Raw genomic sequence first — 26,626 nt, 5'->3', positions numbered from 1 at the left:
CCCTTTGACACGCTCTATAAATAAAATTTGTGAGTAATAAAAGTTTAGGGAGAGAAGCTATTAAAAATATGCGACTCCTGTTAAGACTGTTCCTAAAAACATAATAACGATCATCATATAAACGATGGCTTTACGAAATTTACGGGGCATGTTTTTTCCCTCCTCCTGCAATTCTCTAACTCTATTTTAAAGTGTTTTTGCATGCTTTTCAACTCTTTTAAAAAGTGCTTGTAAACTTTTATGCAGATATCCCTTCATCCTCTAACGTGCCTCGCTAAGAACAATTTTGCGAGTCTTTTTCGGAAGTACTCTCCATCAGATGACCCGCCTGAAGCGCTTTACCATAGGAGTTTCTGTAACACTGTGGATCTCATTTATATAAGCAGCGGACTGTAGTAACAGAGTCTTCCTGAATGGAAGAAAAATAGACAGTTTTTAAGAACTGGAGAAAAAAAGGAATTCCTTCTATGGGTAAGAAAGATATGGTATGGTATATTATATTCAGATCATTTTGTAATTTAACCAAATTCATACTAGTTAATTAATGAAGATAAAGCGGGAGGAGATGACGGTATGAACGAAAATGACCAAGCTTATGACAAATGGAAGAAAAAAGTAGAGGGAGAATTAAGTAAACGTCCGGAAAGAAAAGAAAGCTTTAAAACGTCTTCGTCAATCCCTGTCGAAAGGGCTTATTTTCCAGAGAAAATTGACAACGCTTACATAAAATCATCAGGTTTTCCCGGAGAATACCCTTATACGCGAGGCATCAGAAGCACCATGTACAGGGGTAAACACTGGACAATGAGGCAGTATGCCGGGTTCGGTTCAGCAAAGGAAACAAACGAAAGGTTCAGATACCTGCTTGAACAGGGGCAAACGGGTTTATCAGTTGCTTTTGATTTGCCGACACAGATCGGTTACGACTCAGATGACGCAATGGCTTTAGGGGAAGTCGGCAAAGTAGGAGTAGCTATAGATACGCTCGAAGATATGGAAATTCTTTTTGACGGCATTTCTCTGGATAAAGTAAGCACCTCTATGACGATTAATGCCCCTGCTGCTGTTTTACTTGCCATGTACATTGCTGTAGCCGAAAAACAGGGAGTGCCTCAAGAGCAAATCAGGGGAACGATTCAAAACGATATATTAAAAGAATATATTGCGAGAGGGACATATATTTTCCCGCCTAAACCTTCCATGCGGATAATAACAGATATATTTGCCTATTGCTCGGAACACGCCCCTTCTTTTAATACGATCAGTATCAGCGGGTATCACATTAGAGAAGCAGGCTCTACAGCCGTTCAGGAGCTGGCTTTCACGTTATCGAACGCAGTCGCCTATGTAGAAGCTGCGCTTGAAGCCGGTCTGGATGTAGACCGGTTCGCACCGAGGCTTGCCTTCTTCTTTAATGGACATAATGAATTTTTTGAAGAAGTGGCAAAATTCCGTGCAGCAAGACGTATGTGGGCAAAAATAATGAAAGAGCGTTTTAAGGCAAACAATCCGAAAAGCTGGCAGCTTCGTTTCCACACACAAGTAGCCGGTTCAACACTGACAGCCCAGCAGCCCGAAAACAATGTCGTAAGAGTCGCTCTGCAAGCATTAGCTGCTGTAATGGGTGGCACACAGAGTCTTCATACGAATGCAAAAGATGAAGCGTTATCGCTGCCAACCGAAGATTCAGCGCGAATTGCTTTAAGAACCCAGCAGATTATCGCGCACGAAACTGGTGTTGCTGATACAGTCGATCCGCTCGGAGGCTCTTATTATGTAGAGTCACTGACAGATCAGCTTGAAGAGCAGGCTCAGAAGTATATGTCTCAAATTGATGAGATGGGCGGAGCGGTATCTGCGGTTGAAAAACAATATATGCAGCGGGAGATCAGGCGAGCAGCTTACGATTCCCAAAAAAGGCTTGAAAACGAAGAAGACATCGTAGTGGGCGTAAATAAATTTCAGGTGGGGGAAGAACAAGCTCCGGATTTGTTAAAAGTGGATGAAGCATTCGTAGAGGCGCAAAAAGACCGGCTGAAACAAATACGTTCTGAAAGAGATGAAGATTATGTACACACTGTCCTGGAAAAGTTAAAGCACACAGCACAAGACAATGGGAATCTTATGTATCCGATCATAGAGGCAGTAAAAGCGTATGCCACAGTCGGTGAGATTTGCCACAGTTTACGGGATGTATTTGGAGAATATTAGAGAGCTGGAGGTAGCCATTATGGATAAAATACGAGTACTAATTGCCAAGCCCGGTCTAGATGGGCATGACAGGGGAGCTTTAGTTATTTCACAGGCTTTAAGAGATGCAGGGATGGAAGTTATTTATACCGGGCTTCGGCAGTCTCCTAAGCAGATAGTCCGCGCTGCTATTCAGGAAGACGTTGATGTAATTGGATTATCCAGTTTATCAGGGGCCCATAATGTTCTTTTTCCTGAAGTGCTGAAGGAATTAAGAAACAAAGAAGCAGAAGATATTCTTGTATTTGGAGGCGGTGTTATTCCTCTCGAAGATGTTAAATCTCTTGAGGCTCAAGGTATTTTGAAAATATTTACGCCAGGCACCTCGACAAAAGTCGTCGCTACATATATTGAAACGGCCGTAGCGGAGCATAGAGGTGAGAAGGAATCTCACGTTCTGGAACCACCGAAAAAAGTTGATCATATTGGTATTGCCGTCCATTCGGTCGAAGAAGCGGCATCCTTTTATTCCAATCATTTTCATCTAGCAGTTGATAAAGTGGCAGAAGTTCCAGAGCAAGGTGTAAAAGTAGGTTTTCTGCCTTTAGGAAACTGCAAATTGGAACTTCTGGAGCCGTTAAACAGCGACAGTCCGATACAGGCTTTTCTCGACAAACGGGGAGAAGGACTTCATCACGTAGCATTTGCTGTGGATAATATTCAGCAGCGGCTGGACCAGTTAAAAAAAGAGGGACTTAAACTAATTGATGAAGAGCCTAAAACAGGCGCATCGGGTCATCCTATTGCATTTTTACATCCCAAAACAGCTCATGGCTCTTTAATTGAACTTATAGAAACAGAGGAGTAGAAAGGAGGCTGACAACGAATGGATATGTATGAAAAAATCAATGAACTTTACGATAAACGCAGGAAGATTGAAATGGGCGGAGGCGATAAGAGGATAGAGAAACAGCATCAGAAAGGGAAATTGACCGCAAGGGAACGGATTGACCTGCTGGTAGACGAAGGGACCTTCGTAGAACTGAATGCCTTTATGGAGCACCGGTTTGATGAACCGGGGATGGAGAAAGGATCAGCTCCCGGAGAAGGTGTGGTAACCGGTTATGGAGAAGTGAACGGGCGGATTATATTCCTCTTTGCACAGGATTTTACAGTTTACGGAGGCGCACTTGGCGAAATGCATGCCAAGAAGATTGCCTACGCGATGGATTTAGCCGTTAAAAATAAGGCTCCTTTTATCGGGCTGAATGACTCCGGAGGGGCGAGAATTCAGGAAGGTGTTCTGTCGCTGGACGGATATGGCCATATCTTCTACCGTAACTCAATATATTCAGGGGTTATTCCTCAAATATCGGTTATTATGGGGCCTTGCGCAGGCGGTGCTGTTTATTCACCTGCCATTACCGATTTTGTCTTTATGGTAGAAAAAACCAGTCAAATGTTTATAACCGGCCCGAAAGTAATTGAATCAGTTACCGGAGAAACGATTTCATCAGAGCAATTAGGAGGAGCCTCTGTCCACAGTACAAAAAGCGGCAACGCCCATTTTTCCTGTCAGTCAGAAGAAGAGGCTCTGGCTCAAGTGCGTGAATTGCTCAGCTATTTACCGCAGCATCAGGAAGAAAACCCTCCTGCTAAATCTGTGGAAAAAGACGCTGATGACTTTCTGTACGATTTGCTTGACCATATTCCTGTAGATCCCTCAAGACCTTATGATGTCCGAAAAGTTATCAACCAAGTCGTTGATGCAGGAAGCTTCATGGAGGTGCACCGGCAGTTTGCAAAAAATGCCGTTGTGGGTTTTGCCAGACTGGGAGGCATCTCTGTCGGACTGATTGCAAACCAGCCAAAAGTGATGGCCGGAGGGCTTGATATTGACTCGTCAGATAAAATATCCCGATTTATCCGCTTTTGCGACAGTTTTAATATTCCTTTAATCACTTTCGAAGATGTAACAGGATTCCTCCCGGGGGTTCAGCAGGAGCATGGCGGGATTATCCGGCACGGAGCTAAAATTTTGTATGCTTATTCTGAAGCTACTGTTCCAAAAATAACAGTCATTACGAGGAAAGCATATGGAGGCGCCTATGTGGCACTTAATAGTAAAGCAATTGGTGCTGATCTCGTATTCGCCTGGCCGAACGCAGAAATTGCCGTCATGGGGCCACAAGGGGCCGCCAATGTTATTTTTGCGAGGGAAATTAAAGAGAGTGATAATCCTGAAAAAGTCCGTCAGGAGAAAATTGAAGTGTACCGTGATAAATTCGCCAATCCTTATATTGCAGCAGCAAATGGTATGGTGGATGATGTGATTGACCCCCGCGAAACAAGAATAAGGTTAATCAAAAGTTTATCAATGTTAGCCAAAAAAGAGGAACAGCGTCCTGCTAAAAAGCATGGAAATATTCCATTATAGCGGATAAACAAGGATAAGCTGGGACTATCCAGATTTATTTGCTACAATAGCCTGGTAGGATTAAATAGCAATGGAGGAACAAATTGATATGGTAAATGAACAAAGGCTTATTGATGAATTTATCGAACTTGTTAAAATTGATTCTGAAACACGCTATGAAAGAAAAATAGCGGACGTTCTGACGAAAAAGTTTGAAGAACTTGGAGTAACTGTTAAGGAAGATAATTCAGCTGCTGTGACAAGACACGGCGCTGGAAACCTGATTTGTACATTGGAAGGTTCAGCTCACGCGGATCCGATTTATTTCACTTCGCATATGGATACGGTTGTTCCTGGTAAAGGTGTAAGCCCGGTTATTGAAAACGGCTATATAAAATCGGATGGTACAACAATTCTCGGAGCGGACGATAAAGCCGGTATTGCTGCTATGTTTGAGACTGTGCGTGTGCTTAAAGAAAATGGAATCGAGCACGGCACCATCCAGTTTGTTATTACGGCAGGAGAAGAGTCTGGGCTTGTAGGGGCTAAAGCCTTAAACCCGGATGATATAAAAGCGAAATATGGATATGCTCTGGACAGTGATGGGGAAGTAGGGAATATCATTGTGGCAGCGCCTAACCAGTCAAAAGTCAGAGCTGTTATTCACGGAAAGACAGCTCATGCGGGAGTGGCACCTGAAAAAGGAGTCTCTGCAATTACAATAGCTTCCAAGGCAATTGCCAATATGCCGTTAGGACGAATTGATGAAGAAACAACCGCCAATATCGGACGATTTGAAGGCGGCAGCCAGACTAACATCGTTTGTGACCGGGTTGATATACTTGCAGAAGCACGCTCTCTTATAAAAGAAAAAATGGAGACACAAACAGCTGCAATGAAAGAAGCGTTCGAGACAGCTGCCGAAGAGATGGGCGGGCGAGCAGATGTAGAAATTAAGGTTGCTTATCCCGGGTTTAAACACGGGGAAGAAGACCATCTTGTAGCTGTGGCTAAGGAAGCTGTCAGTTCAATAGGGCGTTCACCGTCTTTAAAACAAAGCGGAGGCGGGAGTGACGCAAATATTATCGCAGGACATGGCATTCCCACTGTTAACTTAGGAATCGGTTACGAAGAGATTCATACAACCAATGAAAAAATACCAGTCAAAGAGCTGGTCAAGGCCGCTGAACTGGTTCTGGCCATTATTAAAAAAACTGCCCAGTAAAGAAATGCGGTCCGTAAAGACAGGACAATAGAATAGTAACCATTAAAAGATCCGAACAAAGTTATTTGTTCGGATCTTTCTCTTAGGTTATATATCAAACACCATTTGGATGAATATGGTAAGATATACATGGCGAACAGTGTGAAAAGGAGGGATTGTCGTGATGAAAGTAAGTCATGAGGATCATTTATTATTAAATTATATTAGAGGAATCGGAAAAGTTCTTGAAGAAGAATGGCAAGTAAACGCACATACTATAGGTATTACGTCCGCTGAGCAGCACGTCATGTGGATAGTCCATACAAAAGGTAAAATATCAGTATCAGAGATTGCCAGAATCGGTCTGTGGGACCGTTCAACAGTTATGCAGATGATTAAAAGGCTCTCGAAGAAAAACTTAATTCATTTATCCAAAGATAAAAAAGATTTAAGGCTCACTTATGTGTCTCTTACGGAGGAAGGTAAAAAGAAACGGGACGAATCTGAGAAGAAAGACTTTAAACTGTTCGAATTTATAAAAGCTTATTCAGAAGAGAACGAAGGGTTTATAGAGGAGTTAATCCACTTTCACAGAGAGGCCAACCTTCAATTTCACGGAAGGGATTTTGTTGAGTGGGTAGAAAGTTCGTCTAATGAATCGTTTTTATCCCTGGAAAAAGGAAAACATACATAAATTAAAGCTTTAATACGTATGATTTTATTTTTTAAAGCGGTAAATATTCGTATTTTACCTTGCTTAACTCAATGTCCTTTTGGTAAGATATACATGGTCAAAGTAAACCAAAAGGGAGAGATCCTTGATGAAGCATTATGATGTAATTGTAGTAGGGATGGGGCCTGCCGGTATATTTACCGTCTATGAGCTTACCAATCAGCAGCCTGATTTGAATGTCCTGTTTATTGATAAAGGCCATGCAATCCATCAGCGGCGCTGCCCTATTAATGAAAAGAAAATTGAAAAATGCCCTCCGCCAGCAGGCAGGAAAGACTTTACCGGCTGTCTGCCTGCGTGCTCGATAACAAGCGGTTTTGGAGGCGCAGGAGCGTATTCAGATGGAAAATTTAATATTACCACTGCTTTTGGAGGATGGATGCAGGAGTATTTATCGCCTTCCGAAGTCATGGAGTTAATTAAATATGTGGACCAGATTAATTTGGCACACGGAGCGCCCGAAGAATCTACAGATCCGACTACAGATGCTGTGCGGGACATTGAACGTCGCGGGATGGGCGCCGGCCTGAAATTGCTGAGGGCATCTGTTCGCCATCTCGGAACAGAAGTCAATTTGCAGATTTTAACCAGCATTTATGAAACGCTGACAGAACGATGCGATTTTATGCACCGCTCTGAAGTTGAAGATATTCTGACCGAAGAAACGGAAGCAGGCTGCCGGGTTACAGGAGTGAGGCTTAAGAAAAAAGAACAGGAAATAACCGCAGATCAAGTCGTTATAGTGCCAGGAAGGGACGGATCTGAGTGGCTGGGACGCCTGCTTAGAAAACGCGGCTACCGAATGGTAAACAATCAGGTTGACATAGGTGTCCGGGTAGAAACCTCTGATGTAATAATGGAGGAAATAAACAGGCATCTATATGAAGCTAAGTTTGTGTTTAATACATCAGTAGGAACGAGAGTACGTACGTTTTGTTCCAACCCTTCCGGCCACGTTGTTGTAGAGAACCATAGCGGGATCATGACAGCCAATGGCCATGCTTATAAGGATCCGGAACTTGGAAGTGAAAATACGAATTTTGCTCTGTTAGTCTCGCATACTTTCACGGAACCTTTTGATAAGCCTAATTCTTATGCCCAGGAAATCTCCGAAAGGGCGAACGATCTCTCTGACGGTTCGGTTATTGTGCAGAAATTCGGCGATATTATGAAAGGCAGACGATCTACCCGCAAACGAATTAACGAAGGATTTCTCGAACCAACTTTGAAGGAAGCAGTACCGGGAGATCTTGGCCTTGTTCTCCCTTATAATACAATGAAAAGTTTAGTCGAAATGGTAGAAGCGTTAGATCATGTTACTCCTGGAATTGCTTCAGAGCATACTTTATTTTACGGTGTAGAAGCTAAATTTTATTCTTCCAGACCAGTTTTAACTTCAGAGTTTGAAACAGAAATAAGCGGATTGTATGCTGGGGGAGACGGCGGAGGAGTGACAAGAGGATTAGCCCAGGCGGGTGCGAACGGCGTCCATATTGCAAGGTCGATACTGAAGCGGCGCAAGCAAGCCCCTTCCACACCTAAAAAAGAGCCTTTCCCTGCTTATTGAAGCAAGGAAACAGGCTCGGTGTTTCCAAATTCCAGAGATTCAAGAATGGACTCTTCTGAATAACCGGTACTATATGAAAGTTCCTTAATCGTCGGTGGAGGCCAGTCATTTCTTTCATGGGTGGCTACTACTTGAGTCACTAATAATAAGATGACATTATAGGCAGGCTGATCACGGACAATGAATTGCATCATATACAAGACCACCTCTCATCTTTAATACCTTCCATTTTAACATAACATTAAGGTAAATGTATCAACAGCAAGTGACAAAATGTGTAAAAATAGTTAAAAACCTCTGATTGCCAGAGGTTTTTTGTTATATTTATTGAGTTTTTTTCTTAATAAGGCCACAATGGTCTTTATTACAGGATTAGTCTATTTTTTTTGGAACAGACGTTCGTTGATTTTTCTTATTGTAAAAGGCATTATAGTAGTTAGAGAAGAGATGTAGAAAAGGGTGTAGGATTATGGGGAAAGGCCGAATTATTTTCCATGTGGATATGAACAGTTTTTATGCTTCTGTGGAAGCAGCTTATGACCCTGGGCTTAAAGGGAAACCGCTTGCCATTGCTGGTAACGCTAAGGCTCGCAGGGGGATTGTCGTTACAGCCAGTTATGAAGCAAGAGCCAGAGGAGTTAAACCGCCTATGCCTCTTTGGGAAGCGTTAAGGGAGTGTCCCGAACTAATTGTGCGGGAGCCAAACTTTGACAAGTACAGACAGGCCTCTTCCCGTATGTTTCAGCTGTTATATGAATATACACCTCTCGTTGAACCCGTATCGATCGATGAAGGCTATATGGATGTGACCACTGCTCATACTTCACAATCTGCTTTGGATCTCGCTAGCCACATCCAAATACGGATAAACAAAGAATTAAATCTGCCGTGCAGTATAGGAGTGGCCCCGAATAAGTTTCTGGCAAAAATGGCCAGCGACATGAAAAAGCCAATGGGGATTACAGTTTTGAGAAAAAGGGAACTGGCCGATAAACTATGGCCTTTAAAAGCTGTAGAAATGCATGGTGTGGGGAGTAAAACAGCAGAAAAACTTGAAAAGTTAGGAATATATACGATTGGTGATATCGCTAAGGCAGACAAGTATATGCTTCAACGCCATTTAGGAGTCTCAGGACTGAGGATATATGAAAAGGCTAATGGAATTGATAACCGAATGGTCGATCCCGATGCTGTAAATGAATTTAAAAGCATTGGCAATTCCACCACTCTTCCTGAAGATACAACGAGCGGGGTTCATGTGAAAAAAGTTTTAATGAACTTAAGTGATTCAGTAGGAAGGCGACTGAGAAGAAAAAATGTTTACGCAGGAAATATCCAGTTGACAATCCGCTACCATGACAGAAAAACGATCACACGGTCGAGCAAATTACCTTATCCAGTTTTTACTCACGAGGATATCTTTGCAGCAGCATGGAATTTATGGGAAGAATTCTGGAACGGGGAACCCATTCGCCTGCTTGGTGTGACGGGGATGGATTTGGTAGAGAAGGGACAGGCTTATAAACAGCTGGATCTCTTTTCCACTGAAGAAAATGAGAAAGGTGAACGGTTAAGTGGAATAATAGACGAGTTACGAAATAAATTTGGAGAAGAAGCTTTATTAAAAGGCACACAAGTAACCAACAAAGACAGAAGTGATGCTCTTCGCGATAAAAAAAGAAGAGGAACAAGCCTTGAGAAAGACTTTCTCAGAGACAGACTTTTTGATACGGAGGAGGAGTAGCTGAAAGCTGCTCTTTTTTATTTTTATAAATGTAGAATAAGGATCCTTACTGTATCCTGCTAGAGAAATATTCAGGTTTTATAGTTCAGACTCTCTCAACTTTTGAGGCAGATGACCCGATATAAGTTTAAGAGTATTAAAGTGGGAGGAGAGGTGTCGAGTGGAAATACAAAACCAGCAAGTAAACATACAGTCAAACACCACTGGCCGCCTTGTTCAATTAAAAACAGGCGATATATACAGAGCGAATGTAGAATCGCGGATCTCTGACAGAGAAGCGCTCATATCTGTTCGTGGGCAGCTGGTCCATGCACAATTTGAAGGAAAAGTTCCTGAAAAAGATATTATTAATATTCAGGTTCGGGAGAGAACAGGGGAAGGAGTGAGAGTACGAGAAATAACCGGGGAATACCAACAGGGTAATAACCGGCACAATGAACATCTTTCAGGAAACAGTCAATCGGCAGAAAGGGTGCTTCGCGAGCATGGGCACCATGAATCTGGAAAAGTGCTGCAAGAAGCTGTTCAACGGATGATGGACCGGGGCGTACCGCTGACGAGAAAAACTGTCAATGATTTAAAAAGCTATATTGAATCAGGGAGGGGAACAGAACAACAGCGCAGACAGACGGTTGATATGATGGCTTCAAAACGACTTGAACCAACGCGAAACCAGCTTCAGGCGATTCATGCTTCCCTGCATGGCCGCACCTCCTCTGAACAGTTAAAAGAAATAGCCAAAGAAGTAAAAACACAGATGAACGGTAAAGGACCAGCCGGAACAGAAGTTAACCGGACACTGACCAGGAGCGGAGAGGTTATAAGAGCGGTCGAACAGGTTCAATACAGCTTAAGGGAAGGCAGAAATGTTCGTGAAGCGATAGAACATCTCCAGCAGTTAACAGGGCGAAACGGAAATGAAGCGGTTCGTCAGCTCGTCAACCAGACCCTTAGGGAGATGATTCAGCTTCAGGCCGTTCAAGGCCGCGCTGCGGCAGCAAAAAGGATGCAGGAGCTCGCCCGCATGTTAACAGGCAGCAATTTAAATACAGAGCATGGAAAGCAGCCTGTGACAGCAAGCTATAATGCAGTTTCGAGCAATGGAATCGAGAGTGCTGGTCAGACAGTGACTGGTAACTGGGCAGCCCTGTTACAAAACGCAGCAGACATAAGCCGCGTTGTTGAGACTATTCGTGAAGAACTTCCTTTTTTAAATATACCTGCTGATCAAATGGGACCTGTCAACCGATTGATAGAAGAAGCTCAGGAAAGTCTTAACTCAGGCAGAGAGTTAAAAGCAAGGCAGCTGATATTTAATTCAATTGAGCAGATTAGATCAGTGCTTCCTCCTGAACAGGCCGCCCGGTTGGAATCAGGAGCTGACTCAGACATCCAGCAATATGTTAAAAATGACATTTTGCAAACATCCGGACTCTCAGCTAAAAGTGTTCTAATTACTGAGGTGACGGAAAGAATCGCCAAAACCACCGACCAATTTAAAGATTTTCAGAAAGATGTAACCAAACAACTTGCGAGAATAGAAGTTATGGTTCAGCAGTTCAGACAACAGGCGGTTAAACAAACCCGCCCTATGCTTGAAAATGTAATAAAACAAATTGACAGAGCCATTATGAAAAGCGACTGGATGCTTTTTGCAGATATGAAGACAGAACGTAAAATGCTTGGAGCGACCAGCCGGCTGGCTGAAGCAAAAAAATTACTTGCAAAAGGAAATTACCAGGAAGCCCGTCTCATTGTAAGAGAAGTACAAAAAAGTATGCAGCAGATCAATTTTAAGCCTTCTAATCAACGGGTGCAGCATTTTCTAACCCAAGAACAGGGATGGCGTGAACAAAAGACGCCGGCTCATCGCCTGGCACAGCACTTTGACCAGACTGCGAGAGGGTTTACAGGCCATGAAGGCTCTTCACGGCAATTATTTGAAGGAGTGCGAAGCATGGGTTTCAACAGAGAGACCGAGCTGGCTCAAATGCTTGCTTCAGGCAGGGACTTAAGTCAGCGGGAGCAGCAGCAGAATATGAAATCCCTGCTTATGCAAATTGCACGTGGAGGGGAGGAGGAAGGAAGCAGACAGCAACAGGCCCAACAGGCTTTGCATAACCTGACTGGACAGCAGTTGATGAGCCGAACAGAGAGTCAGCAGAATAATCAGATGGTTCAGCTTCAAATTCCCTTGATGTTAAAAGGGGAGGCAGAAAACCTCCAAATATATGTGAAATCCCGTAACGAAGGCGAGCATATCGACTGGGAAAACTGTCAACTGTATTTTCATATTGATACGAAAAAACTTGGGCCGCTCGGGATTGGTCTGAATGTAGTGGATCGATCTCTCAGCATCTCTCTTAAAAATGATTCAGCGAATTTTTCAAAAATAGTGGAACCGCTGGCACAAAAATATATAGAGAACTTGAAAGAAGTGGGCTTTAACGTGAATAGAATTAATTCCGGTCCAATGAGCACAGCCGCTAATGGGGCAGCTCAAAGTGAAAAGAAAGCGGATGACGTAACTATTCCAGTCCTCACAAAAGAAGGGTTTGATTATAAAATATGAGGGTTTCCAGACACATTAATCAAGTGAACAGAAGAAAAGTAAATGGCCCTTCTGCAGCTGTTATCCGTTACGATGAAGATTCAGGAGAAGAACCTGCAGTGATTGCGCAGGGAAAAGGGTATGTCGCTCAAAAAATTATTGAACTGGCTAAAGACAATAACATACATATTGAAGAAGACACACTGCTTCTCGAAAACTTACTCGATATGGACCTTGGCGAAAACGTGCCGCCTCAGCTATACGCTGTTATAGCAGAAATCCTATTATTAATAGAAGAAATGGAAAGAAGTTATTAATAAACACCGGTTGGCTACCGATAAAAATAATAGATCTACGGGGCGGACTCAATAAACAGAAGTACTGATTTTACGGAGGTGAGAAAAATAATTTCAAATAAAGCTCTGCATGAAAAAACTTCTCAGGAAATTACCTCTTTATTATACGAAGCTCTGCTGGAAAATTTGGAGATGGCAGTAAGCGCATTAAAAGATAAAGATTATTTAATAGCAAATGTTAAAATGCAAAAATCAAATGACATTCTTTTCCGGCTGGGCGGAGGGCTTAATTATGAGGCAGGCATTTTAGCCGACCAGCTTGATCACTTATATAACTATTTAAGCGACAGGCTTATACAGGCTAATTACAAGAAAGACATTTTAATCGTTGAGGAAGTTATCCGGCATATAGAAAAAATATATAAGGCATGGAATGAACTATTAAAAAAAACCAAAGAAGAGTCTCATGAACTGAAAATTGTAAAGTTGCAAAAGGTAGCCTATGAAAAAAACTCTGCCTTTGAATAAAACAGGGAGTTGTAGCTTATGAAAATTAATAATAATATCCAAGCTCTCAATGCTTACAGGAATTTAAATCAAAACCAGTTTCAAACCTCTAAAAACCTTGAAAAACTTTCTTCAGGTCTTCGTATTAACCGTGCGGCTGATGATGCAGCAGGACTAGCGATCTCTGAAAAAATGCGTTCACAGATCCGCGGTTTAAAGCAGGCAGAACGTAATGCCATGGACGGTATCTCCCTTATCCAGACAGCTGAAGGAGCATTAACTGAAGTACACTCAATGTTGCAGCGTATGCGGGAACTCGCAGTACAGGCAGCTAACGATACTTATACTGATGAAGACCGGGAGCAGATTCAAAATGAAATTAATGAGCTTGTTGAAGAAATAGACAGTATTGGTCAAAAGACAGAATTTAATACAAAAACATTACTTGCCAATCTGGATGAAAATGGAAGTTTTGCAGCTGCAGGTGAAGAAGGTCTCACTTTTATCTTTCAAATAGGAGCAAATGAAGGACAGAATGTAAAAGTTCAAATTAAACCAATGCATGCAGAAGCCCTGGAACTTAGAGATGGTAATGGGGAAAATTCAATTTCTATTGATGTAAAAGATAGTGCAGACGAGGCTATATTAAAAATTAATGAAGCCATCGAAAAAGTTTCTAACGCACGTTCGCAGCTGGGAGCCATGCAAAACCGAATGGAACACACGATAAACAACCTGCAGGTCACCCATGAAAACTTAACAAGTGCCGAATCCCGTATTAGAGATGCTGACATGGCACTTGAAATGACAGAGTTTACGAGAAACAATATTTTAAATCAGTCAGCAACTGCCATGCTTGCCCAGGCAAACCAGCTGCCTCAGGGAGTGCTTCAGCTCCTTCAATAGCAATAAGCGTTAAGAAAGGCTGCATTTGCAGCTTTTCTTTTTAGCTAAGTAAAGACATCTGTTAGCTGAATTGTACAAAAAGTTTAGAGGTTTTCGATTGAATTGAGCGTGTGAATGTCCTTGTTTTGACGTACCTCTTTCGGTTTGTAAATCATTCCTTTATTTCCAAAGAAGGGTTCACTATAATTAAGTGTAAGCAGTGACGAAAGGAAGAGTAGTGTGGACATACAAAAAGTCGGGCGAACCGGAGTAAGTAAAGTGACTAACAAAAAAAACACCGGGACCGAGGCAAAAGTATCTTTTCAGGAAATTATGCAGCATGGACGTGACTCAAGCCAGTACGAACGGCTCAGTCATCTGCTGCAGAAAATTGATGACCAGGGGAAGACACTTTCTGAGTCAAGGACTGTTGAAGAGCTTCGAAAGTATAAAGCTCTTGTTAAGGAGTTTATTGATGATGCAGTAAAGCTGGGGCTTAGTCTGGAAGAGCGGAAAGGATTTAACCGCCGCGGAAGAACTAAAGTTTATAAAATCGTCAGGGAAGTAGACCGGAAACTCCTTGATTTAACCGATGCAGTTATTAAAGAACAGAAAAAAGGTCTCGATATCCTTGATATGGTGGGAGAAATTAAAGGATTACTCATTAATATTTATGCTTAGAAAACCTTACAGGCTATTGCAGCCAGTAAGGTTTTTTCATTATCTGTTAAACTGCCCTGTTGATCTAAGGAAATATATAGTTTTTTCTCACTCCGCTTAGCTTCGATGGTTTATCGGACGAACAATGATGTCTTGTCAGCGGGGGCGACACCAGGCACGATTGTCACAAAACGAATTAAACATAGCTGTGTGAACTTTCTAAAAAGTATATGTTAAACGATTGACATAGAAACCCCTTCTCATTATAATTTAATTAATAGTTATGAAAACGTTACCATATTTAATACTTTCAGATTGAGAGGAGAAAAAAGAATGGGGATTAAAAATGAAGTGATGCTAATTACATATGCTGACAGTATGGGGAAAGATTTAAATGAACTGAATGAGGTCCTCACGAAATATTTTCAGGATTCAGTAGGTGGAGTGCATCTGTTACCCTTTTATCCATCTTCTGCTGACAGAGGGTTTGCTCCAATGACTTATAAAGAGGTTGATAAACCATTTGGCACTTGGGAAGATGTAAAAGCTTTATCAGATAATTTCTATTTGATGTTTGATTTCATGGTTAATCATATTTCGAGAAGTTCTGAATATTTTCAGGATTTTATTAATAAAAAAGATGACTCTGACTATGCTGATTTATTTATTCAATACAAAAACTTCTGGCCAAACGGTGAGCCGACTCAGGAAGATGTAGATAAAATTTATAAGCGGAAACCGCGTGCCCCGTATATTGATGTGACGTTTAATGACGGGTCTACGGAAAAAATATGGTGCACATTTGATGAGGAACAAATTGATTTGAATGTCTATCATGAGCGGACTAAACAGTTTATTAAAGAGAATTTGCACTATTTAGCTGAGAAAGGAGCTTCTATTATCCGGCTTGACGCATTCGCGTATGCAACTAAACAGCCGGGGACAAATTGTTTCTTTATTGAGCCTGACACGTGGGAGATGCTGGATGAGATTAAAGCGATTCTTGATCCATGCGGTGTAGAAATTCTTCCTGAAATACATGAACATTATTCCATACAGCTTAAACTCGCTGAAAGAGGCTACTGGGTATATGATTTTGCTTTACCGATGCTTGTTCTGCACGGCTTGTACAGCGGACGTACTGACCGTCTTGCCAATTGGCTGAGAATGTGCCCGAAAAAGCAATTCACCACGCTCGATACGCATGACGGCATCGGGGTGGTGGACGTGGCCGACTTGCTTACTAGTGAAGAAATTGAAGAAACAAGAGATGACTTGTTTACAAAAGGAGCTAATGTTAAGCGGGTCTATAATACAATGGAATACAACAACCTTGATATTTACCAGTTAAACTGTACTTATTATTCAGCTTTGGGAAACAAAGATGATGCATACGTTCTTGCGCGTGCTATACAATTTTTTGCCCCAGGTATCCCTCAAGTTTATTATGTAGGGCTGCTCGCTGGAGAAAATGATATTGCACTTCTAGAAGAAACAAAAGTGGGCAGAAATATTAACCGCCATTATTATACAAAAGCAGAAATTGATGAGACGATGAACCGTCCTGTGATGTCCCATCTCATTAATTTAATGAAATTTAGAAATTCCTATCCTGCTTTTGAGGGTGATATTGAGGTAATTGAACAAGAAGGAACTTCATTAATAGAAATTATCAGGACAGCAGGAGAGCACCGGGCAGTGTTAAAAGCGGATCTTGCCACGTACGACTATGAGGTGACGTATTATGACCCGGGTCTTGGAGAAATAAAGAATTTAGAAGGAATAAAATAATCTATTTTTACGCACCTTCATCCAGGGTGCGTTTTCCTAATAAATGGGGGGACAGACCCCCCAGTAATTACCAGGGGGTAAAGATGGCTACTATAAAGGATATTGCCATAAAGGCAGGAGTTTCTGTCACAAGTGTTTCTAGAGTGCTTAACAGAAGGGGGTATTTAAGCGAAGAATTAATTAATAAAGTGCATCAGGCAATGGAAGAGTTACATTATCAGCCTAATGAAGTAGCCCGGTCGCTGCAAAAGAAGGAATCCCGGATTATAGGGCTTATTTTACCGGATGTCTCCCATCCTTTCTTTGGTGAATTAACCCGTGCGATTGAATCTTACGCCTTCAGCAGGAATTATAAACTGCTTTTGTGTAACTCGCAGCTTGATCCCCTAAAGGAAAAAGATTACTTGAGTATGCTCAAGGCAAGCCAGGTAGATGGCATAATTATGGGCAGCCATACAATAGATACTGAGGAGTACTTACACATTGCCCAGCCGCTTGTCACAATTGACCGCCGGATTTCCAGCCGCATTCCTTATGTTAGTTCGGATAATTTTGAGGGAGGTGTTTTAGCTGCTGAAAAGCTTATAAAGAAAGGATGCAAGCAAATCGCATACATCGGCGGTAATGTGGAACTTGATCTTCTTGCTAAGAAACGGTATGAGGGCTTTAAAAAAGAAATTGACCATTCCAAATGTAAACTCCATTTTTTCCAGACTAATATTAATGGTTTTAACTATGAAGAATACGAAGAGCTGGCAGCCGGTATATTCAGGGAATGCCCGGAGATAGATGGTATATTTGCAAGCAGTGACATTATTGCAGCAGCCATCCTCAAAGAGGCAAGACGGCTTAACAGGGGTGTGCCTCAAGATGTAAAGGTCATTGGATATGATAATGTGCAGCTCAGTCGAATTATAAGCCCTCCGCTTACGACGATCGGCCAGCCGATCAAAGAGATAGGAGAAAAAGCAGTGGATCTGATTATCAGCCAGATTAGAAAAGAGAGGGTCACAGTGGAAACTGTACTGCCGGTTCAGCTTATTGAAAGAGAAACTACATAACTTCCCGGGGGAGAAAGTAAAGCCGGATAAGAAAAAGGTATGCCTATCCGGCTGTAAAACGGAATTATACAGAAGTGAAAGGTTTTATTTCTTTAAAAATATACGTTTTAGTCGCATTAAGCCGTTTCTCGAAATTGTCGAAAGCCATAATAGGATGGACTTTTTTCATTTTAAGAGAATATAACGTTTCTCTGTCTATTTTCAGGCTGTAAATATACTGGTCCTCTTCGTGCCCTGTAGCAGGATCTACAATTTGATTATAGCCGGAGATAGTTATCGTCTGTAAAGGAGGCAGATAAGCAAAAAAGAAGCTTGCTAAGTAAAACGCGCTTCCCCCTGCCATCAGAGCATAATGTTCACGGTGATCCCGGTGTGTTTTATTTTCAACTTTCAGTTTTCCTGACTTCAGAACTCTGGCCTCCTGTAATGGCACCTCTTCTAACTTCGGTAAATTTATATCCGCCAGAGCGCAGGTGGAAGAGGAGATCTTAAAGTCCACATCTGTTTCAAGAGGAAAGTCCAGTTCGTCGAGGAACAGACTGACCCATTCTTCCATCGCTTCAGGCAGACCTTCCTTAACCTTCTTCGCTAAGCCGAGTCTAAAGTCTGTTTCTTGTTGAATGGATGCTATTTCCTCATTATATTCACGTAAAGCTTCTTCAAAGTCATTTTCCGCCAGCTTTCGGATCTTTTCTTTAAACGCTTTCCTCTTAGCAGGGAAGAATAATATTAATTTTTGGAAGAAGGTCAGCTCGCTTTTTTCAGCATCGTGCAGTTTTTGGTAAATGTCATCTTCATCAGGCTTATTTAAAAGCGGATCAGGAGATATACGAGCAGCTTCCTCTAATGACTCAATAGGTTGAAAGAGATTATGGTGGAGATCCAACAGACGTTCAGTGTGACTGTTTATTTCTGTTTCTTTTTCCTTGTAAATATCTAACAGATAATTTTTATACTCCCGTCTTACCTTTCTTTCTTCCTGCTCAGTTAACGGTTTACCGTCACTTTTTTCAAAACGGACATCCTGCAGTTCTTCATCCCATATAAGTTCAACAGGCTGGGTGTGGGAGCCGCGGTTAGTATTTGACTGTGTGACTCGTCTCTTCCCGTTTTTGTCTAATTTCGTTCTGTATGATATCCCTGTCCCCGGAAGGCCGGCGTTCCCATATAAACCTTTTCTGCCCATAGTGACTGACGCTCCGCGGCGGCCCACAGACGTGCTGATCCCTCTTTTGCTGAAATTCAAACGGACTCCAGGAGCTACTCTGACTCTCTTTTGAAAGCGGAAACTCATAAAAAACCTCCTTGAAAAAGCTCATTATGTTGTATGTTTGTGACTCCAGACTTAAAATAGGATAAATGAGACAGAAAGGGTGGTCCTGTGTTCAAACATACTTTTTATTACAAAACTGATATTCTACAGCCGCTTGAAACAATTTGGCCGTTTTTCCAAACTAATGAAAATCTCGCTGCTATAACAGGCTTTCCTAAAATTAAAGTTTTAGGAGACAAAGAAGTATTTAAAGGGTCGGCTGTTCATCTCCAGCTGAATTTCTTTATAGTTAAACTTAATTGGAAAGGAGAAATTACAGAGACAGCAGACAGAAAATACTTTATAGACGAAGGGTTAAAGATCCCATTTCCTTTTAAATCATGGCGCCATGTGCACGCCTTTAAAAGATTAGAGGGTAATGGAACAAGAATGATTGACCGTGTGGAATATACCTCGTTCCTGCCGCCCTTTATAGTGAACCTCATGCTCAAAGGGATGTTTGCAGACCGTAAAAGGCAGCTGAAAAAGATGTTTGGTTCATTCTAGCAAGCCGGCATTTGCCGCTTTTTCTAATGAATTCCATTACCATGCGGGCTTGTACTGCTCTGGTCCATTAATTTCTTCTCCTAATTCTTCAGCGGCAGTGCGCGCCCAGTATGGGTTTCTTAACAGTTCTCTGGCAAGGAATATCAAATCAGCCCTGTCATTTTGGAGAATTTCTTCTGCCTGAAGGCCTGAAGTAATCATGCCTACCGCCCCGGTAGGAATAAATGCTTTACGTTTAATCATCTCAGCATGGCGAATCTGATAACCCGGATAGACATTAATCGGTGTTCTCACAATTCCGCCCGTACTGCAATCGATTAGATCCACACCGAGTTTTTTCATTTCTTCTGCGTAATAAATAAAATCTTCAGCCTGGTTTCCCTCAGAGTGATACTCATCTGCAGAAATTCTTACAAATATAGGTCCTTCCCATTCCGTCTTTACTGCTTCAAGGACTTCTTTTAAAAATTGAAAACGATTTTCTCTGGCTCCCCCGTACTTATCTTTCCGTTTGTTAGCTAATGGTGATAAAAACTGGCTGATTAAATAGCCGTGAGCAGCGTGAACCTCGATAATATCAAAACCAGCCTCTCTTGCCCGCCTTGTCCCGGCTTTAAAAGCGTGGACAGTCTTTTCAATATCTTTGTCTGTCATTTCAAGCGGAATTTTACCTTGATCATCAAAAGGAAGAGCAGAGGGGGCAAGAATTTCTCCGTTGTAAACCGCTTTTCTTCCGGCATGTCCAAGTTGAATGGCAGTTTTAGAGCCATGGGCTTTTATTCCCTCAACGAGTTTTTTTAAGCCTGGCACCTGTCCGTCACTCCAAATCCCAAGATCACGCGGAGAAATCTGTCCCTGTCTTGTAACAGTTGTTGCTTCTACCATAATAAGGCCGACCTGGCCGACAGCCCTGCTGATATAATGTGTCATGTGCCAGTCATTCACTTTTCCGTCTTCATTTGCTGAATACATACACATAGGAGACATCGTAATACGGTTTTTTATTTTTACATCTTTAAAGGTCATCGGAGTAAAAAGTTTAGCTTTCATTTATTTGGCTCCTTAATATTTTTATTTGGTTCTTATAGAACAATAATGCCTCAACTTTACCATACCCCTGTTTGTTTTGTCAGACGAAACGGCATAGAGAGACCTTAACTGATGCACACTAATTTTAAAAACCTGGTTTAGCGGAAGGATGAATTTTAGTGAAAGTGTTGTACGCAGTATTAATCAAATGGGTGTTTCAAATATCGGTTCTATGGCTGGTATTTACTTTTTATGGCTTCTCGCTGTTTTTTTTAGTAGTCTTCGGATTAATCATGTCTCTCATTACTTTAGGTATTAGCGATTATGTCGCCTTCTCTTTTATAGGAAACTTACCGGCAGCGATCGTGGATGGAATAATCGTCTTTCTATCTATGCTGATTTGGCTCTCCCTCACTACAGGGCTCGATTTCGGTATTTTCGCTGCTTTACTTCTTTACAGCAGCTTAGTTATTTCGGGAGAGTGGTTTATACACCGGTATGTCATCTATCCCGTCCGGCGGGGAGGAAGTGGAGACCGTCATGCAGGATACGAATAAAAAACAGGTGCCGGGATAGTCTGGCACCTGTTAAACGTTTGTGTTATTCGCGCGTGTTTTTTCTTTGCTCGTGAAAGTAGCCATTAATATAAGCTAAGATTTTGCTCCGGGGAATAATACCAAGAAAAGCTCCTTGAGTATTTTCTACACATACAAACGGGTGATTAATAGACAAAGACAAAACTTTTTCAAACGGCTGATCATCATTCACACAAGCAATATTACCTGTCATAACCTCTTTTACTTTCCATTCGCCAAGTTTTTCATGTTCAATCCGCTCAATTCCTAGTATAGAATCAAGGATTTGTGCTTTACTGATTAGTCCCTGAAGTTTAAAATTCGTATCTAAAACAGGGATTGCTGTATAGCCGGACTTAACTAATACGAGTAGAGCGTGTTCAAGGTTATTATCTGGCTGAACATGAGCGACCTGGTCAGCAGAAATCAAAAAGGAGGAAATAGAACGGTTTAATACATCTGTTTCTTTTAGTTCAGGCATTATCATGCACACTTTCTTTGTTAAGATTTTACAATTGATCTTATTCCACAAAATGTTAAAATTGAAACCATTTTAAGAAACCATTTTTTGCTTCCCATATTAATGTTAGACGGAGGACAGTAAATTGTCAAATATAATGTAAACGCTTTCAACTATAAAATATGATTGCAGGAGGGAAGGTGTGTGTCTTTTTCCTTTGTCGTTAAAGCCAGTCAGGGCTAACACCTCTGTTATACTTATTGTCCAACGCGCCGTAGTTGTTTAAAGGTTTAATCTTCAAGCCATACTGTAAAAAAAGGAGGTAAATTTATGCATAGCAAACAGACAGTCCGATACTTTTGTGAAAAATACCCTTCCGGTAACTGCTATTATTATAAACAGGAAATTATCACCTGCAAATCATGGAATGAACCAGGCTCCTTACAATGGGGAAGAAAACGCCCTGTAACTAAACAGACATTTATGTTAAGGAAAAAGGAAGGTTATAAATGCCAGACGGTGGCCTGCCATAAATCTCCTGCTGCTATACTTCCATTTAGAAAAGTGAAAGCCTGATATAAAGAGGGATTTTGTCCTCGTTAAACGAACCAATAAGTATGGTAGATTTAAAGGCTTTTTACTAAACGCTGAGGGGGCAAATGATGACTAAATGGCAGAATAAAGAACAATTAACAGAACTGACCATTTCTTTAGTTGAGTACGCCAGTGTAACCGGTTCGGAAGAAGAAATCGGTATAATGGAGTTTGTAGAATATGAGCTCTCTAAACTTGGTTATTTTAAAAATCATCCGGATCATTTACATACTCATTATACTGAGGATGGGAGAAAATTTGTTACGGCTCTCGTGAAAAGCAAAAAGCCGACTGCTAAAACCATTATTTTAATGGGGCATTTAGATGTGGTGGATATAGAAGGCTACGGAGAATGGAAGCATTTAGCTTTCAGGCCCCGTGAACTGACCAAACAAATGCTGGAGCAGGCATATCAGCTGCCAAAAACCGTGCAGGAAGATTTAAAAGCGGATGAATGGCTATTTGGGCGCGGGACGATGGATATGAAAGGCGGAGTGGCCTTGTGCCTGTCAATGATAGAACTTGCCGCTGAGGGGCATTTCGAAGGCAATCTTTTATTTGTCGGCGTCCCGGATGAGGAAGTAGATTCAGCGGGTATGCGCTCTGCTACCCCTGTACTTGTTGAATATGAAAAAAGATACAATTTGAAGTATATACTTTGCTGGAACACAGAACCTGGTTTTTCAAAATACCCAGGTGATAATAGTTATTATATCTACCAAGGATCTATAGGAAAAATGCTTCCAGGGTTCTACTGTTACGGAAAGGAAGCTCATGTGGCTGAACCTTTTTCCGGCTTAAACGGAAACTTTATGGCTTCTGTTCTGACAAGTGTAATAGAACTGAATCCTCATTTGACAGAGCAGGCAGGAAATGAACGGACGCCACCCCCAAGCACGCTGATGCAAAAAGATTTAAAAACAGATTATTCCGTTCAGATCCCTCTGAATGCTGTGTCCGTTTATAATTTATTAACGATGGAAAAGTCAGTAGACGAAGTCACAAATGATTTATTAAAGGTTGCAAGATCAGCAGCAAAAAAAATGCTGACTATATATGAAGATAGAGAAAAAACTTTCTCCAACAACCTGGATTATAAACCGGAACACAGGAAAATAAATGTAATGACTTATAAAGAGCTGTGGAACCAGGCGCTTAGAATTAAAGGCAAGGAAGATGTAGAAAGACTAATTTCTTTAGTGCACTCAACAGACACTTTGGCAGATGAGAGAGAACGAACAATTCAGATCGTCAACCATATTGCAGCTTTATGTAAGGAATTAACACCTATGATTGTGCTGTTTTACGCCCCTCCATATTACCCGCCTGTGAGTTCGAAAAAAAACACATTTGTAGAAAAGCTGACCCGTAAATTAACCCATATTGCCCAGCAGGAGGGGAGTGTTAACCTGGATACCGTTCAATATTTTCCCGGTCTATCAGATTTAAGCTATACATCTTTGGAAGAGCCTGCCTCAAAACTGAACACATTAATTGAAAATATGCCAGTATGGGGGCAGGGGTATGATTTACCTTTAGAAGCGATGGAAAAACTGAATATGCCGGTGATTAATTTTGGGCCTGCAGGAAAAGATCCACACAGTTGGACTGAACGTTTGAATATTACCCAGTCGTTTGGCAAGTTCCCTGAAATAATGAAGAAGGGGCTTGAAGAAGCGTTCAAATAATTAGTTAAAAAACAGCGTTTGCGCAAAAAGCGAACGCTGTTTTTAATAAGGGAGGATTATAAGTGCCTTAATTCGAATAAAACCGAACGAAGTTAATTTAATGCAGTATATAGAATTAATTTAATTAATTGTTGACACACAAATAAATACCCCGTATAGTATCAATATACCCATTGAGGTATTAACAAAAAGAGAGGATGAAAAGGAGAGATGATGAAATTATACCATTTTCCTCAAAAACACTTATTAATCGTCGTCCCGCTAACGTTAATTTTCAGCTTTATAGCAGGCCTGTATGTTGATACGTCGTTTTTGAGGCCTACCATTTTAATCGCTACAATCCTCATGATTTTTGCGACAATGGTTGGATTAAGAATTCAGGAACTTACAAAACTGAAAAATGAATCAAAAATGATCGGAGTCTCATTTTTAATTAATTTTATTATGATTCCGTTAATAGCGTTTTTTATTGGAACGATTTTCTTTTCAAATGAGCCGCTTATGTTTGCCGGCCTGGCCCTGGTAGCTCTGCTTCCGACAAGCGGAATGACTATTTCGTGGACTGGTATCCAGAAAGGGAATGTACCTGGAGCGGTAAAGCTTACCGTATTCGGCCTTATTGCAGGTTCATTGCTGACGCCGTGGTATTTATTAGCCATGGTTGGTCAATACGTGAATATTAATGTCATGATGACAGTTCATACTATTCTAATGGTTATATTTATCCCTTTAGTTTTAGGGCAGATAACAACAAAGCTGTTATTAAAAAAATATTCAAAGGAACATTTTCAAAAGAAAATAAAGCCTAATATGGCTCCTCTAAGCATCTGGGGGCTGCTTTACGTCGTTTTTGTAAGTACCAGCGCCCGCGCTGAAATGATCGTGGCAAACCTTCAATTAATACTTACTGCGTTAATAGCTTTAATACTTTTTTATTTGCTCAATTATATGATTGTCACAGTTATTGCCTTAAAATTTTTCAAAAGAAATGATGGCATTGCTCTTGTAAATGGAACAGTGCTAAGGAATTTGTCAATTGCGGTAGGGCTTGCTGCAACAGCTTTTGGCGGGGAAGCAGCCTTGCTTGTAACAATAGCGTTTATGCTTCAGTATCAAAGTATTACTTATTATGCGAGGATTGCAGGAAAACGCTGGTTTAAGGAAATCAGATCAAATAACGTAAAGCCGGCATCCGTCCAGGTTCAAAATTGATTATTAGAGTGGTTTAATTACTCAATAAATAAACTTCTTAATTAAGAAAGGTGATTAAAATTGATGAAATTTAAAGTAAATGGAACATCTGAAGGTTTAAAGCTTAACGCCACCGCGGGTAAACATACTCTTGTGTTAGACGAGGGAAGCCAAATGGGTGGAACTGATCAAGGACCTAATCCGCTGCAAGCCTCACTTGCAGCCTTAGCTTCATGTGAAAACGTAACGGCAAACATGGCAGCTAAAGAAATGAATTTTGATTTAAAAAATATTGAGTTTAATATCACCGGTGAATTCAACCCTAAAGGTTTCATGGGAGAGCCCGGTGTCCGGCCTTATTTTAAGAGAGTAGAAGTAAAGGCTGTAGTGGAGACAACTGAATCAGAAACACGGCTAAAAGAATTACAGGAAAAGGTAGAAACCCGCTGCCCAGTCTACACTATGATGAAAGCAGCTGACATTGACATGATTGATACTTGGGAAAAAACGGAATAAATAGTGATGCGAGGCTGGAGCAAAAGAAAGTAAGTACAGGACATTTCTTCAGACTTTCGCTTTTATACTTGAAGAAAAAGTGATTTTAGGCCGCCAGGTGGTGCTTGCCCAGCGGCCTGTCTTTAACTGACTTTTCCGAAGGGTTACTTCGGGAAGTCAGCGTGGACTTTTCTCCTGATATAATTCACGGGGACCAATCGACATAGTCTCTTTTCAGGGATTATGGTTCTTTTTTTCTCAAAGAAACTGCTGACCCCAAGCCTTTGGGGAAAGCTTTCTAATCTTGCCAGAAGCCGTCGAAATCCTCGTCTATTTCAGTTTCAAGCAATGAAGAGACAGGAACAATAGTCACGTGGTTTTTTTCAAAATATGGTACAGCCTTTTGAATTCCCATATAAGTGTCTTTTCCTTTTAATCCCACATGGCCTATTCCGATCGCTTCTCCGTTTGCTTCTGCTAGGTCTGCCAGCTTTTTAGCCATTTTATAAACATGGCTTGAAGAAGAACGTGTGTTGTCTAAAAAAATGTCTCTCTCGTCAAACAGCAAACCGTATTTTTCGGAAACTGCAGGGAGACAGGATTCAGGATTAGTTCCACTGTCAATCACGTACAAGCCGTGCGCCTTTGTGACAGCAAGAATTTCGTTAATGATTTCTCTGTTCTCAACAATTTTGGATCCCATGTGCTGGTTAATCCCTTTAGCATGGGGCACATCTTTAATAGCCGCTTTTACCAGTTCCCGCACTTCTTCTGCAGTTAAATTCGAAAGAATAGGTTTTGGGCCAAGCCAGGAAACTTTTCCTTTCTTTGGTTCCATAGGCAAGTGGATCATTATTTCAAAACCCAGTTCATTTGCCCGTTCAGCAATTTCAGTGGAGTGTTCCATGAAAGGCATGATTGCTACGGTGACAGGAATATTACCAGCTAGAAATTCTTCTGTCCCTTTGCCTGTTCCACCGAAATCATCAATAATTATAGCTGCTTTTCCAACTGGCCAGTCGTCACCAGCCTCAACTAAATTGTCAGCAAGAAAAAGAAAAAATAAGACGCAGACAAGAAATACTTTTAAAGGGTTGGGTGTCATTTTAAGTCCTCCCGAAAATTTTTGCTGTCATTTTAGTATGTAACGGATGGATAAAATAAATAAAT

26 protein-coding genes are annotated in these 26,626 nt (G+C 41.3%); 20 read left to right on the top strand and 6 right to left on the bottom strand.

The window, feature by feature from the left end:
• Positions 1-60: 60 nt before the first annotated feature.
• Complete coding sequence (gene prli42, locus BMW59_RS21470; RefSeq protein ID WP_177174149.1) at positions 61-150, bottom strand: stressosome-associated protein Prli42; 90 nt, start codon at positions 148-150, stop codon at positions 61-63.
• Positions 151-573: 423 nt separating this feature from the next.
• Here prli42 and BMW59_RS01635 point away from each other — a divergent pair, with 423 nt between their 5' ends.
• The 6 genes from BMW59_RS01635 (at position 574) to BMW59_RS01610 (ending at position 8,110) form a co-directional block, all read left to right on the top strand.
• Positions 574-2,211 (top strand): acyl-CoA mutase large subunit family protein, encoded by a 1,638-nt coding sequence (locus BMW59_RS01635; protein WP_093047264.1) that lies wholly within the window; start codon positions 574-576, stop codon positions 2,209-2,211.
• A 19-nt stretch (positions 2,212-2,230) separates the two neighbouring features.
• A complete protein-coding gene (mce, locus tag BMW59_RS01630; protein ID WP_093047263.1) occupies positions 2,231-3,058 on the top strand; it encodes a methylmalonyl-CoA epimerase in 828 nt (275 codons plus the stop codon).
• Positions 3,059-3,076: 18 nt separating this feature from the next.
• Positions 3,077-4,627 carry an acyl-CoA carboxylase subunit beta gene (locus tag BMW59_RS01625; protein ID WP_093047262.1) on the top strand — a complete coding sequence of 517 codons (1,551 nt, stop codon included), beginning with the start codon at positions 3,077-3,079 and terminating at the stop codon, positions 4,625-4,627.
• Positions 4,628-4,715: 88 nt separating this feature from the next.
• Entirely contained in the window at positions 4,716-5,831 is a 1,116-nt protein-coding gene (locus BMW59_RS01620) for a M20/M25/M40 family metallo-hydrolase (protein ID WP_093047346.1), read from the top strand.
• A 163-nt stretch (positions 5,832-5,994) separates the two neighbouring features.
• Positions 5,995-6,504 carry a MarR family winged helix-turn-helix transcriptional regulator gene (locus tag BMW59_RS01615; RefSeq protein ID WP_093047261.1) on the top strand — a complete coding sequence of 170 codons (510 nt, stop codon included), beginning with the start codon at positions 5,995-5,997 and terminating at the stop codon, positions 6,502-6,504.
• A gap of 127 nt (positions 6,505-6,631) precedes the next feature.
• On the top strand, positions 6,632-8,110 hold the full coding sequence (locus BMW59_RS01610) for an NAD(P)/FAD-dependent oxidoreductase (RefSeq protein WP_177174148.1): 1,479 nt from the start codon (positions 6,632-6,634) through the stop codon (positions 8,108-8,110).
• Here the strand turns inward: BMW59_RS01610 and BMW59_RS01605 are convergent.
• Complete coding sequence (locus BMW59_RS01605) at positions 8,104-8,304, bottom strand: hypothetical protein (protein ID WP_093047259.1); 201 nt, start codon at positions 8,302-8,304, stop codon at positions 8,104-8,106. The genes BMW59_RS01610 and BMW59_RS01605 overlap by 7 nt on opposite strands.
• Before the next feature lie 275 nt (positions 8,305-8,579).
• On the opposite strand from BMW59_RS01605, the gene BMW59_RS01600 reads away from it, so the two are divergent.
• From BMW59_RS01600 to BMW59_RS01565, 8 genes are all read left to right on the top strand, one after another.
• The gene (locus BMW59_RS01600; RefSeq protein WP_093047258.1) at positions 8,580-9,854 is read left to right on the top strand and encodes a DNA polymerase IV; all 1,275 of its coding nucleotides are present in this window, start codon (positions 8,580-8,582) and stop codon (positions 9,852-9,854) included.
• A 160-nt stretch (positions 9,855-10,014) separates the two neighbouring features.
• Positions 10,015-12,426 (top strand): hypothetical protein, encoded by a 2,412-nt coding sequence (locus tag BMW59_RS01595; RefSeq protein WP_093047257.1) that lies wholly within the window; start codon positions 10,015-10,017, stop codon positions 12,424-12,426.
• Positions 12,423-12,722, top strand: coding sequence for an EscU/YscU/HrcU family type III secretion system export apparatus switch protein (locus BMW59_RS01590; RefSeq protein ID WP_093047256.1), 300 nt, complete (start codon positions 12,423-12,425; stop codon positions 12,720-12,722). The genes BMW59_RS01595 and BMW59_RS01590 overlap by 4 nt, the downstream gene beginning before the upstream one ends.
• 78 nt (positions 12,723-12,800) lie before the next feature.
• On the top strand, positions 12,801-13,229 hold the full coding sequence (gene fliS / locus BMW59_RS01585) for a flagellar export chaperone FliS (protein WP_093047255.1): 429 nt from the start codon (positions 12,801-12,803) through the stop codon (positions 13,227-13,229).
• Between the two features lie 18 nt (positions 13,230-13,247).
• Positions 13,248-14,114 carry a flagellin N-terminal helical domain-containing protein gene (locus tag BMW59_RS01580; protein ID WP_093047254.1) on the top strand — a complete coding sequence of 289 codons (867 nt, stop codon included), beginning with the start codon at positions 13,248-13,250 and terminating at the stop codon, positions 14,112-14,114.
• Positions 14,115-14,333: 219 nt separating this feature from the next.
• Positions 14,334-14,774 (top strand): YaaR family protein, encoded by a 441-nt coding sequence (locus BMW59_RS01575; RefSeq protein ID WP_093047253.1) that lies wholly within the window; start codon positions 14,334-14,336, stop codon positions 14,772-14,774.
• A gap of 312 nt (positions 14,775-15,086) precedes the next feature.
• Entirely contained in the window at positions 15,087-16,544 is a 1,458-nt protein-coding gene (gene gtfA, locus BMW59_RS01570) for a sucrose phosphorylase (protein ID WP_093047252.1), read from the top strand.
• Positions 16,545-16,627: 83 nt separating this feature from the next.
• Entirely contained in the window at positions 16,628-17,605 is a 978-nt protein-coding gene (locus BMW59_RS01565) for a LacI family DNA-binding transcriptional regulator (protein WP_093047251.1), read from the top strand.
• Between the two features lie 64 nt (positions 17,606-17,669).
• On the opposite strand, the gene BMW59_RS01560 is transcribed toward BMW59_RS01565, so the two are convergent.
• Positions 17,670-18,899 (bottom strand): DUF4236 domain-containing protein, encoded by a 1,230-nt coding sequence (locus BMW59_RS01560; RefSeq protein WP_093047250.1) that lies wholly within the window; start codon positions 18,897-18,899, stop codon positions 17,670-17,672.
• Positions 18,900-18,986: 87 nt separating this feature from the next.
• On the opposite strand from BMW59_RS01560, the gene BMW59_RS01555 reads away from it, so the two are divergent.
• Positions 18,987-19,424 (top strand): SRPBCC family protein, encoded by a 438-nt coding sequence (locus BMW59_RS01555; RefSeq protein WP_093047249.1) that lies wholly within the window; start codon positions 18,987-18,989, stop codon positions 19,422-19,424.
• A 36-nt stretch (positions 19,425-19,460) separates the two neighbouring features.
• On the opposite strand, the gene namA is transcribed toward BMW59_RS01555, so the two are convergent.
• Positions 19,461-20,474: an NADPH dehydrogenase NamA gene (gene namA, locus BMW59_RS01550; RefSeq protein WP_093047248.1), complete on the bottom strand. Its 1,014-nt coding sequence runs from the start codon at positions 20,472-20,474 to the stop codon at positions 19,461-19,463.
• Positions 20,475-20,632: 158 nt separating this feature from the next.
• Between namA and BMW59_RS01545 the strand changes: the two genes are divergently transcribed.
• Positions 20,633-21,010: a DUF2512 family protein gene (locus tag BMW59_RS01545; protein ID WP_177174147.1), complete on the top strand. Its 378-nt coding sequence runs from the start codon at positions 20,633-20,635 to the stop codon at positions 21,008-21,010.
• Positions 21,011-21,053: 43 nt separating this feature from the next.
• Here the strand turns inward: BMW59_RS01545 and cbpB are convergent, their stop codons facing one another.
• Positions 21,054-21,509: a cyclic-di-AMP-binding protein CbpB gene (gene cbpB, locus BMW59_RS01540; RefSeq protein ID WP_093047246.1), complete on the bottom strand. Its 456-nt coding sequence runs from the start codon at positions 21,507-21,509 to the stop codon at positions 21,054-21,056.
• A 309-nt stretch (positions 21,510-21,818) separates the two neighbouring features.
• Between cbpB and BMW59_RS01535 the strand changes: the two genes are divergently transcribed.
• From BMW59_RS01535 to BMW59_RS01520, 4 genes are all read left to right on the top strand, one after another.
• A complete protein-coding gene (locus BMW59_RS01535; RefSeq protein ID WP_093047245.1) occupies positions 21,819-22,064 on the top strand; it encodes a hypothetical protein in 246 nt (81 codons plus the stop codon).
• Positions 22,065-22,150: 86 nt separating this feature from the next.
• Positions 22,151-23,770 carry a M20/M25/M40 family metallo-hydrolase gene (locus BMW59_RS01530; protein WP_177174146.1) on the top strand — a complete coding sequence of 540 codons (1,620 nt, stop codon included), beginning with the start codon at positions 22,151-22,153 and terminating at the stop codon, positions 23,768-23,770.
• A 210-nt stretch (positions 23,771-23,980) separates the two neighbouring features.
• Complete coding sequence (locus BMW59_RS01525) at positions 23,981-24,982, top strand: arsenic resistance protein (protein ID WP_093047243.1); 1,002 nt, start codon at positions 23,981-23,983, stop codon at positions 24,980-24,982.
• Positions 24,983-25,045: 63 nt separating this feature from the next.
• On the top strand, positions 25,046-25,477 hold the full coding sequence (locus BMW59_RS01520) for an OsmC family protein (RefSeq protein ID WP_093047242.1): 432 nt from the start codon (positions 25,046-25,048) through the stop codon (positions 25,475-25,477).
• A 277-nt stretch (positions 25,478-25,754) separates the two neighbouring features.
• On the opposite strand, the gene BMW59_RS01515 is transcribed toward BMW59_RS01520, so the two are convergent.
• The gene (locus tag BMW59_RS01515; RefSeq protein ID WP_093047241.1) at positions 25,755-26,561 is read right to left on the bottom strand and encodes a divergent polysaccharide deacetylase family protein; all 807 of its coding nucleotides are present in this window, start codon (positions 26,559-26,561) and stop codon (positions 25,755-25,757) included.
• Positions 26,562-26,626 lie beyond the last annotated feature (65 nt).

The organism is Salipaludibacillus aurantiacus, from assembly GCF_900111295.1.
Lineage (GTDB): Bacteria > Bacillota > Bacilli > Bacillales > Salisediminibacteriaceae > Salipaludibacillus > Salipaludibacillus aurantiacus.
The sequence above is the reverse complement of the archived record's forward strand: the minus strand, read 5'-3'. Positions and strand labels throughout refer to the sequence as shown.